The sequence below is a fragment of the Anaerotruncus colihominis genome, from assembly GCF_010206195.1.
GTDB classification, from domain to species: Bacteria; Bacillota; Clostridia; order Oscillospirales; family Ruminococcaceae; genus Anaerotruncus; species Anaerotruncus colihominis_A.
In genome coordinates, this window is the sequence record NZ_VIQT01000021.1 from 1 (window position 1) to 11,265 (window position 11,265).

The following is an 11,265-nucleotide window of genomic DNA, read 5'->3' on the forward strand; positions in this document are numbered from 1 at the left end:
GTCTTCATCACAAGGACGGGAAAACCGCTCGACCGCTCCAACATCTGGCGCGATATGAAAGCGCTGTGCAAGCGCGCCGGCGTCAAGGCGGGCAAGGTATTCCCACACAACCTGCGCCATTTATTTGCACGTACCTTTTATTCTCTCGAAAAGGATCTGTCCCGGCTGGCCGACATTCTGGGGCACACGAACGTTTCCACCACACGCATCTATACGGTGGAAAGCGGCGCGGCGCACCGCCGGCAAATAGAACGCCTGGGACTTGTGATCACATAATTTCCGTTATGTTGTATTATGCGGGCTGTTGACTTCATTTAGAAGCTGCTTGCCGTTTCACCAACAAATAAAAAGGATACACACACAGACCGGCCGCAAAATTTCCTCGGCCGGTCTGGAATCTGTGTATGAAAGCTGACATGAAAGGATTTATTTGGAAAAGGGTATTGCTATTTTGACAAGCTATGTAGTATAATGACGATTGCGGGGCCCTGCGGAGCAGGCAAAGTACAACATAACGGAAATTATGTTGTTGACCGCGTTTGGCCGTTTTACCATTTCCAACAGCGTCCCCAGCCAAGCATGAAGCCCGCCCTCCATAACGCTGTATGCGGATGTGCCTGCCACATACCTGAAAACCACTCCTCTCTATCATCTGGCACAGTAAGCATGCCGCGTTTTGAGTTTGGGGTGCGGGCGATTGAACGTCGCCCGCACCCGCTTTCTTTTTTCGTGTACTGTCAAAACTGAACGCTGCACATGATCCAAAACAGCCCTCCGAGCCAGGCATGGTTCATGGTTCGGAGGGTACAACATAACGGAAATTATGTTGTTGACCGCGTTTGGCCGTTTTACCATTTCCAACAGCGTCCCCAGCCAAGCATGAAGCCCGCCCTCCATAACGCTGTATGCGGATGTGCCTGCCACATACCTGAAAACCACTCCTCTCTATCATCTGGCACAGTAAGCATGCCGCGTTTTGAGTTTGGGGTGCGGGCGATTGAACGTCGCCCGCACCCGCTTTCTTTTTTCGTGTACTGTCAAAACTGAACGCTGCACATGATCCAAAACAGCCCTCCGAGCCAGGCATGGTTCGGAGGGCTGTTTTGTTTTTTACAGGCCGGAGCACATATGGGTTCATAGATCCGCTTTGTCTAATATTGATAATTTTTATTACACAAATTGATTTATAATTACATCATTGACAATTTATTATTTTTAAGTTATTATTTTTAACACAAAAATAAAAAATATACCTAAAGTCAATTTTTTAAAGGAGTGTCAGAATTATGGAGCCTAATTTCCAGCACGCAGAACCTTTCCGCATCAAGGTTGTTGAACCCATCAAAAAGAGCACCCGCGCCGAGCGCATAGAGGCGCTCAAGCGCGCCCAGTACAACGCTTTCCGCCTGAAAGCGGAGGATGTGTACATCGATTGCCTCACCGATTCGGGCACATCCGCCATGAGCTCCGAGCAGTGGTCCGCCATGATGCTCGGCGACGAAAGCTATGCCGGCTGCAAGAGCTTTTACAAACTGGAGGCTTCCGCGCGCGATGTGTTCGGCATGCCGCATGTGCAGCCCACCCACCAGGGCCGCGCCGCCGATTATATTATGGCGCAGTATTACGCGAAGCCCGGCAAATTCGCTCTGGGCAACATGCATTTTGACACGTTCCACGGCAACGCCGAATTGATCGGCGCCATCGCGCAGGACTGCGTCATCGATGCGGGGCTCGACGCCTCCAGCGCGGCGGAACCGTTCAAGGGCAACATCGACATCAGCAAGATGCAGAAGATTGTCGACGAACACGGCAAGGATTCCGTCTCCGTGATCATCGTCACTGTCACCTGCAACAACAACGGCGGACAGCCGGTTTCCATGGCCAACATCCGTGCTGTCAGCGAATTCGCCAAAAAATATGGCATCCCGGTTGTGCTCGACAGCGCCCGCCTGGCTGAAAACGCTTACTTTATCAAGACGCGTGAACCCGGTTATGAAAACAAACCGATCAAGGAAATCACCCGGGAGATGTTCTCCTATTGTGAAACTGCCACCATGAGTTCCAAAAAGGACGGCCTTGTGAATATCGGCGGACTGATTGTCACTCGCAACGACGAATTCTTTACATATGCCAATCAGATGGCCATCGTCCATGAGGGCTTCATCACCTACGGCGGCATGTCTGGCCGAGATATGGAGGGCCTGGCCGTCGGCTTGCAGGAGGCCTGCACAGAATCCTATCTGGAATACCGCATCAATCAGGTCAAATATCTGGGCGACCGCCTGAAGGAAAAAGGAATCCCTATCGTGGAGCCGACCGGCGGGCACGGCGTATATGTTGACGGCCGCCGCTTCTTCCCGCATATCCCGCAGCATGAGTTCCCGTCGCAGCGGCTGGTTGTGGCTCTCTTTGAGGAAGCCGGTATCCGCGCCGTGGAAATGGGGGCCTGCGCTTTCGGTTCCAAGGACCCTGTCACCGGCGAGCCGATCTGGCCTTCCCTGGAAACCATGCGCATCTGCGTATCTCGCCGCGTCTACACAAACAGCCATCTTGACTGCATTGTGGATGCATTGGACTATATTTATCAGCACCGCGACTCGTACAAGGGCATGAAGCTGGTCTACGAAGGTCCCATTCTGGCCCTGCGCCACTTCACCGCCGGGTTCGAGCTGCTGTAAACCCTCTCTCTCACCCGCGCCGGGGTTTCAACCCCGGCGCGGCCACCAAAAGAAACAGAACCAAGAAGACCTGCCGGAACAAAGAGCTTACCCGCTTTGTTTGGATGAATACCGTGATGCATCCATCGAACGGCTTGGCGCAAAAAAACCGCCGGAAAGCTGGCACTTTCCGGCGGCGGAACGGGCAGAAAACCGGCGCTGCATCCACTGCCGGAGTTCTGATTTCCAAGAGACCATTATATGCCCGATACCATTGTCTGTCAAGCAGAGAAATATGCAAAGCGGCGCTTCCCCTTTGGATTGCCGCAAGCTCAATTGCTATTTTGTTCCCGCGCTGCGCCGGTCTTCGTGATCCTTATCGTTAAGGATAGGAGGGACGACAATGGGAAAGCCTGAAAACACACCGGCCGCTGGGCAGCGCGAACAATTCGGCAGCCGGATTTCCTTTGTATTGGCGTCGATGGGCGGAGCCATCGGCCTGGGCATCATCTGGAAATTCCCTTATCTGGTCGGCCGCCATGGCGGGGCCGCTTTTATCGTGGTCTATCTGGCGGCGCTTGTTCTGGTCGCGGTCCCTGTTTTGGTCACAGAGTTCACCATCGGGCGCAAAACCGGCACAAGCTATACAAGCGCTTTAAAAAAGCTGCTGCCCAAAAAGAAGTGGTACCTGGTCGGCATCCTGGGCGTCATTGCTCTGACGCTTACCCTGTCTTTTTACTGCGGCATCGCCGGCTGGACAGTGGCATACCTGCTCAAATCCGTCACCGGCGCATACAACGGCATGGCGGCGGACCAGGTGGTTACATTATTCAGCGATTTTACGGCAAATCCCTGGCAGATGCTGCTCTGGCTGGCCGTCATGCTGCTGATCACAACCGTGGTTGTCCTGCGCGGCGTCAAGGGCGGTATTGAAAAGGTCTGCAATATCCTGCTGCCGCTGATGTTTTTGTTTATCATCTTTCTCGCAGTCCGCGCAATTATGCTGCCCGGGGCGGGAGAAGGCATTAAATTTTATCTTCTTCCCGATTTCTCCAGCCTCAACGGTGAGGCGGTTATGGCGGCCATTGGGCAGTCGTTTTTCGCGCTCGGCGTTGGATGCGGAAATCTGGTTGTTTACGGCTCCTATCTGGACCGCAAAAAGACAATTGGCAGCAGCACGCTCATGGTTGTCCTTGGCGACACTGTTGTGGCGATCCTGTTTGGGCTGATTATTTTCCCTGCTGCCGCTGCTTTTAATATCGAAGCGGGCATGGGACCTCCGCTCGTTTTCATCACCCTGCCCGCAATCTTTTCACAGATGAAATTCGGCATGGTATTCGCCACAATCTTTTTCATCATGATGTTTTTTGCCTGCCTGACCTCCACCATCTGCATCATGGAGGCGATTGTGGGCTATCTGGTGGATGAATTTCATCTGAGCCGCAGGTTCTCCTGCTGGATTGTAACAGGTATTGTCTTTGCCATCGGTTCCGTGATGATGATGTCCTATGGTCCGTTGGCCAATGTTTTGATTATGGGGCAGACCATCTTCGATTTCTTCAACGACACCGTCGTCTCAGCGATCCTTCTGCCCCTGGGGGCTCTGCTTATGGTGCTGCTTGCCGGCTGGGTGCTCAAGCCAGGGACGCTTTTGGACGAGGCGAATATAGGCGAAGGGCTGAAAATCAACCGGTATTACACCATCACCATCCGTTATATTGCGCCTGTCGCCATCTTCTTCATGTTTCTCCAGCTCATAGGCGTTATCCGATTTTAATCTGAGCGCCCGGCCCTGCGCCGGGCGCTTAAATTTCGTCCAAATACTGGACAATCCTCTATAATTTTAGTACACTATAATAAAAAGTGGGTATCCCACATAAGAATCTGAGGTGAACCATCAATGGAGCGGAAGGAACATCTGGACGCGATTCTTCCTTTAATGCGTTTTTTTACAGAAATACTTGGTACAAATACAGAGGTTGTCCTTTATGACGTGGAGGACCGCGTGGTCTACCAGGTGCTCAATCCGCTTGACGATGAGATGGTCCCTGGGAGCGAAATGCGTTCCCTGGAACGGACCTTTCTGGAATCCCGCATCTATGAAAAAGAGGAATTCATTGTTGATTACCGCGCCATTTCACGCAGCAAGCACAAGCTGAAATCGGCTACCTTTTTTCTGAAAAACAACCCCGAAAAGAAGCTCCAGGGTATGATCACAGTCAACGTCAACGTCGAACGGCTCGTGGAGCTTCGCGATATCCTGAATGTGATGATTTCCGGCAGCCATCCCTATGAGGCGGAAACAGGCGCCCCCTTCTATAACAGCTTTGAGGTTTCGGTGGAAGGGCTTGTCACCAATACCATCCAGGAGGAACTCGCCCGCTTCGGTGTTGAACCGACCCGCTTGAGTTATCAGGAAAAAATGGAGGTGGTGCACACGCTCGATGAAAAGGGGATCTTTTTGGTCAAGGGAGCCATCGCCGAATTGGCGGCTGCTTTGAAAACAACAGAAACCAGCATCTATCGTTATCTGAGCAAGCTTCAGGAACAGCAGTCATAAATAGTGGGGACAGGCTTCGCCTGTCCCCACTATTTTAATCTCCGTTCATAAGATTGATCTTGCATCTTTGACTGTTTTTTAGTATGATGGTCAATATAAAAACCAATTTAAACAGTTGGTCATTAGGGCTTGTTTGAAAATAGAGGAATTGCCGGGTTGTTCGCAAACAGCAGGAGAACGCAAGGCAAAAAACGCAGGCGTCCTTTCGGATTCCGAGGCTTTTTCACGCAGCATTCACCCCTGTTTATAGAAAAGACAGGTATTTTGATTTTTTAAACAGTCCCTATACAAGGGACCGCAAGCGGATGTCTCCCACCGTTATTCACATTACTATCAGGGAGTCGATCGCCGTTGCCAATCTTACATAATGGGCGTCCGCCCGCAAGAGGGTCACATGGGAAACCAATCCGCAGCCGATAAGCAGCCATTGGCCGCGACCGATCAGCAAAGCCGTATTTCCGCCGCGGCCGTTCAGACCGCCGCAGCGTTGGCTTTGCCGCGGCCTTTTCCATCCCCGCAGTTTCTGCCCAGGCGGCGGAATACTGTGGGGATTTTTTATAGATTGCGAAGTGCAATCTATAAAAAATTGGCCATCCGCGCCGTCCCCGGCGCGGGGCCGCTTGATTAAAATGCGCCTGCCCGCAGAGCGGGCAGTTGATTGCCGCCTGTCCGCGGCAAACGCGGCGAAGGAAACGCTTTAAAAAGGAGGTGCTTCATATGAATCCGATCAGTGAGCTTTATACCGCATTTATGGAAAAGGCGTCTCCCTTTCTCTCAAGGCATTGGCAGCTCTTTGTCATCGCAGCCGGTCTGGTTTTTGTGTTCGGCGGCGTCTTTAACTGGCGATGGACATGGGACCCTACAGGGCATAAGCCTTTTGGACTCCACGCGTTTGCCTATCGCCATTTCGGCGAGAAGGGCGCGCGTGTGAGCACAGCTATTTCCGGAGTGGTCATTGCCGTGTGCGGCGTTGTTTTATGGGCGCTTTTGTAGGGCAGCGGTTCTTCCGCTGATAGGATTACATGTCGCGAACGCATCAGGACGATATGGGAGGAATCAATATGACCTTGATGGAGCAATGTCAGATCTGGAACGAAAACAGCGAATATCAGGCGATCATTGACGCGATCGAGGCGCTGCCGGATGCAAAGCGGACTCCGGAGCTTGACAGCGAGCTTGCCCGCGCCTATAACAATTTGGCGGATGTGGACGACGCGCCGCTTTTTAAAAAGGCAATTTCGCTGCTCAAGCCACATGAGGACTATTTTAAAGGGGATCACTATTGGAACTTCAGGATAGCCTATGCCTACTATTATTTGGATCAGGAAGGCCCGGCGCTCCATTATTTCAAACAGGCCCTGGACGCCCGCCCCGGCGACGAGGATACCGAACAATTCATTGACGACTGCCGTAGGCGGCTGTCCTTGCCGCGTTTTGAAAAGAATTTCCGACAGCGCACAGTTGACGCCTGGAACGCCTTTGTGCACGGCGAAGGTGAATTGCGCCGCCTGATGGATCAGAAGGACCAGGCGGCTATAGCCGGGGAATTAATCGCCAAATGCACAAAGCTTCTTTCCCCTGCCTTCGCGGACGTGAGCTTTGAACTCGGCTATAACGGCAAAAAATATGAGCTGATTCTCACACCGGAAGGCAACCGGGCCAAACTGTTCCAGCTTGTCTATTTTCAACGGCACGCACCGGCCTCGCTTTCAAGCAACTGGAATATACTGGTAGGCCGGCAGCTCTCCCATGGGTTTTACCTGCGCTCGTTCGGATTGGAGGTTTCGGCAAATCAGGTGCAGGCATGGGTGGAAAAGGCCGGAGATGACCGGCCGGTCGTCTCCCTGGAGCTTTATTGTGAAAAGCTGCTGCCTCTGCTTCGGGAGGATGACGGCAAGGTTTGGTGGCTGCTCTCTACCCTGACCGATCAGGTGTTGGGCGAAATCCCGGCAATGGCGCTGATCGACAGCTTTGACGTGCTCGGCGGGCCAAAGGACGCGCCCGGCATCCCGCTTTCAAAGCTTCCACATGCCTTGGAGGACTTGGGACTGTCCCTAAAGCTTGATCCGGAGCAATATCTGGAAAACGCGTATACCGCCTACCGGATGGAGCCGGATCGGGACCCGGACGCAGACTGGCGGATGGATGTATTTGCAGGCGCCACGCGCTGCCCGGCGCTTGTCAATGCGTATCTGAACGGTGAAAGCGGCATGATGGACGATTTTCACCGTGACGGTGCGGTTCCGGGCTTTTTGTGTTATCCGCTGGACTGCTTCGCGGATGAATCTGACCGCAGCAAGCTGATCCTCGATTTCCGCGATGCATTGGAAGCGGCGGTTGCAGAAACGGCCGGCACGGACGCAGCGACCTTCCTGGGCGGGGCTTCCGGTCATTTCTGCGGCTATCTCGATTTCATCGCCTGGGATCTGCCCGCTGTGCTCGACGCGGCCGCCGCATTTTTTAAAGACAGTCCCCTTGAATGGGCCAGCTTCCACACCTTCCGCCGGGATGTGGGCACAATTCGGCTTTTGGATCGCGGCGCAATCGGTGGGGACAGTGCAGAGGACCAAGACGGGGAGGACCTTACGGATCAGCCTGAATCCGACGGCGAGGGCGCAGCCGGTTCCTTTGTGGGCTTTGTGCTTCTGTCGGATGCACAATGGGAAAAGCAGAAATTGATCGACGATCTCAAGGCGGACTGGGGAATCGAGGCGGTCGAGGACGATGAAGGCGGCGAGCTGCACGACGACATGCTCGTCTTTTCCATCGGCGATATTATGGCCGCTGTCAGTATGACGCCTTCGCCTGTACCGGACGGCGAGGCGGAACAGAATGCCGCCAACAACTACATGTGGCCCGGAGCGGTTGATGCAGCCAAAGCGCACAAGGCTCAGATCATGGTAGCCATACTGGGCAAAGACGCCGGCCTGATCGAGCGGGGCAGGCTGTTTGTACAGGTGATGTCCTGCTGTTCCAAGCAGGCCGCAGCCACCGGTTTGTATACCAGCGGAACCGTATTTCAGCCGCGGTTCTATCAGGGCTTCGCGGAGATGATGAAACAGGATGAGCTTCCCATCTTCAATTGGATCTGGTTTGGACTTTATCGGACGGAAAACGGGGTATGCGGCTACACCTATGGAATGCCGGTGTTTGGCAAGGACGAGATGGAGGTGCTAGACGCCGGCGACAGCCCGGAGCAGGTGCGCGACTTTCTGGCCAGCCTGGTTTCCTACGTGCTGGAATACGATGTAGTGTTGCAGGATGGCGAAACCATCGGCTTCTCCGCAAACGACAAGCACACAATCACACGCAGCGAAGGCGTCTCCCTGCCGGGCATGACGCTGAAAATCAGCTATAACGCGGCGGACTGACAGGAGGAAGCCAGCATGGACAAAGAAAATTATACAGAGCCGGAGCAAGCGGGCTTTGACGCTATCTCCAGCGCGGCACGGGCCTTATACCCCGGTCAGGAGGGCGTTTATTACGGCACGCCCATCCCCTATGTCTTGGGCGGCGGCGATCCGCTGGACGGCGTGGAGATCTGGAAAAGCGAGCATGGCGTCCCGCACTGGCATTATATTACATACGGCTTTACCGAGCTGTATGAAAAGGAGAGCTGCGACCCAGATGAAAGCGGCTATGGGTTTGAGCTGACCTTTCGTCTTAGACGAGGCGTGGAGGACTCGCCGCCTGTCTGGCCGGTCAGCTTGCTTCAAAATCTGGCGCGCTATGTGTTCTCCAGCGGCAATGCCTTTGGACCCGGGCATCATATCAACTGCAACGGACCAATCGCCCTGGAAACAGACACGCTGCTTACAGCGCTCGGCTTTTGCGTGGACCCGGAGCTGGGGGCGCTTGACACGCCAAACGGCCATTTTATATTTTTACAGGCAGTGGCGATCACTGAGGATGAGATGGATGCCATGATGTGCTGGAATGGAGAAAAATTCCTGGCCTTGATTGCTCATTTTCTACCCTTGTGCGTTGCCGGCCTCGAACGGGATTCCCTGCTAAGGACGCCGACGTTTTATGACGCATGGCGCGCCGGGATGGAGCGCGACGGCTCCTCCACCGCGTTTTTGCACATGGATGAGCTTGGTCTGGAATGGGCGGACGGCCGCGGAACGCTGCGCATAGGTGCCGGCCATGCAAAAACACTGGCGCACATGCTCAAGGCGCGCGTCGGAAAAGGGCAAACGCTCTTTTTGCAGGGACAGCAAAGATCCGTACAGTTCCAGCCCGGCGCCAGGCCGGCGTTTGTATGCGCAGAGCAGATCCCTAAACTGACGCTGACAGGCGAAGCGTTGGAGGAGCTGTGCGGGCTGCTTACGCCTCATGCGGGAACATACGGCATGAAGGTTATGCCGCTGACGGTTGAGCTTGTCCCAACCCGTATTACGGACAGGGACGGAAATGTAATCAATATCATTGAATAACAAGGAGCATGAAAAATGGACCAGGCTTTTTTCGACCAATTGGAGCAGTGGCACCAGCAGGAGCAGTTCCAACAGATTATCGACGCGATCGAAGCCATCCCTCCAGAACAGCGCGGATATGAATTGACCGGCCTGCTGGCCCGGGCCTATGGAAATATTGGAGCGGCCGGCGAAACAGAACCATATGAAAAGGCCGTCTCCCTGCTGCGCTCTACCAAAGCACAGGGGACGGACGACCCTAACTGGCACTTTCGAATGGGATACGCGCTATATTATCTCAACCGCGAAGAGGAAGCGATCCCCTATTTTCGCAAGGTACTCAGCCTCATCTCCGACGACCCAAAGACACAGGCTTTTGGGGCTGATTGCCGCGAACTGCTGACAGCATGTCATACAGCTGTGGAAACCCGGGAAATCGTCGCCCGCTATGAAAGCGATCCGCTGGATGTACACAATGCTCTCGATTACCTGCTGCGGGTCAGCCTTCATGACTGCCTGGGGTGTGAAAATTCAGTCGAGGGCGACCATATCTGGTGCCCTGACTGGAAACTGACCATCACACCGGAGATCGAACAGATTACAGAGAACGGCATTGTGCTGAATTTTTATCTCTTTGCGCCGCAATGGGGCAAGGAACTGTTCGAATGCTCCGTCGGCATGGGCAGCAGCCCCAAGCAGGCCCTTGGCATGGCCTGCGGCTCGTTTTTATTTTCGTTTATACAGGGCGTCGGCCTGATGGAGCGGCGGGAACAGGCGCTGGAGCTGGAAACCAGCTTTGCCGGCAAACCGCATCGTTGGCGCGCCTACATCAGCGACGTGATTGGCATGGGCGATTCGCCAGATCTTGATAGCCCTTCCCATTACTGGGACATCCTCAGCGAACACATCGCCAAACGTCTTGGCAACCAGAAGCTGTGCTATGTCAAGGTGTACGGCGCTAAATCCGGGGACGACGTGACCGGCGAATGCCGTATTGACGATATCAAAAGCGAGGAGTTAAGCGCCCTGGTGGCTGGGTTGGTTGAGCAATGGGATGTTGAGGGCTTTGCATCCCACAAACAATTTTTCTTCATCCGGCAAGAGGAGGAAACCACCTTGCCAAACGCATATCTTGGCTGGGATGGCCGGGAACGGCTCAAGCACAAGGTGAAAACAGCAGCGCAGATGTTTCATGCCTGCGACAATCAGGAATTGTACGATTCTCTGCCCCAACGGCTGGAAGAAGCCCTGAAGGATCCGACTCTGGCAGCGGAGTGCTATGCCTTTCTGCCGGAAATCTGCGCAGAAAACGCCTTTGATGAAGTTACATATTCCGAGACGATCGATATCTCTGTTGGAGGCCGGCCGGCCGCGACATGCTATAAAAACCAGCTCGCGGATTATTGGCCCCTGCATCACGCGCTCTTTACACTGTTTGAGGAAGGGGCCTTTGGCGAGGAAGCCAATGCCATCTATCAGGAATACATCCGTGTCAGCTCTATTTATAATGCGATCTCCCAGATGCAAAAGAAGGAGACGCATCTCAAGGACGCCAAGTTGACAGCGTTGCTGTACCATGTAGGCGGCGGCTTTGAAATCCGATAGGATCGCGCGCCTGCTGATCTTTAAAGAT

Annotated in this window: 8 protein-coding genes; all 8 read left to right on the forward strand. The window is 53.9% G+C overall.

What is annotated here, in order from left to right; all coding sequences use genetic code 11:
- Positions 1 to 276: tyrosine-type recombinase/integrase (locus tag FMM72_RS14285; protein WP_162221817.1), on the forward strand; the 276-nt coding region annotated here is incomplete at its 5' end.
- A gap of 1,010 nt (positions 277 to 1,286) precedes the next feature.
- Positions 1,287 to 2,678 carry a tryptophanase gene (locus FMM72_RS14290; protein WP_160211080.1) on the forward strand — a complete coding sequence of 464 codons (1,392 nt, stop codon included), beginning with the start codon at positions 1,287 to 1,289 and terminating at the stop codon, positions 2,676 to 2,678.
- Between the two features lie 382 nt (positions 2,679 to 3,060).
- Complete coding sequence (locus tag FMM72_RS14295; protein WP_162221818.1) at positions 3,061 to 4,434, forward strand: sodium-dependent transporter; 1,374 nt, start codon at positions 3,061 to 3,063, stop codon at positions 4,432 to 4,434.
- Between the two features lie 123 nt (positions 4,435 to 4,557).
- The gene (locus FMM72_RS14300; protein ID WP_162221819.1) at positions 4,558 to 5,217 is read left to right on the forward strand and encodes a helix-turn-helix domain-containing protein; all 660 of its coding nucleotides are present in this window, start codon (positions 4,558 to 4,560) and stop codon (positions 5,215 to 5,217) included.
- Positions 5,218 to 5,934: 717 nt separating this feature from the next.
- Positions 5,935 to 6,210: an immunity 17 family protein gene (locus FMM72_RS14305; RefSeq protein WP_207710360.1), complete on the forward strand. Its 276-nt coding sequence runs from the start codon at positions 5,935 to 5,937 to the stop codon at positions 6,208 to 6,210.
- 68 nt (positions 6,211 to 6,278) lie between these two features.
- On the forward strand, positions 6,279 to 8,588 hold the full coding sequence (locus tag FMM72_RS14310) for a DUF4261 domain-containing protein (protein WP_243157834.1): 2,310 nt from the start codon (positions 6,279 to 6,281) through the stop codon (positions 8,586 to 8,588).
- Positions 8,589 to 8,603: 15 nt separating this feature from the next.
- On the forward strand, positions 8,604 to 9,653 hold the full coding sequence (locus tag FMM72_RS14315; RefSeq protein ID WP_160210637.1) for a suppressor of fused domain protein: 1,050 nt from the start codon (positions 8,604 to 8,606) through the stop codon (positions 9,651 to 9,653).
- Positions 9,654 to 9,668: 15 nt separating this feature from the next.
- Positions 9,669 to 11,237: a DUF6348 family protein gene (locus FMM72_RS14320; protein ID WP_162221821.1), complete on the forward strand. Its 1,569-nt coding sequence runs from the start codon at positions 9,669 to 9,671 to the stop codon at positions 11,235 to 11,237.
- Positions 11,238 to 11,265: the final 28 nt, after the last annotated feature.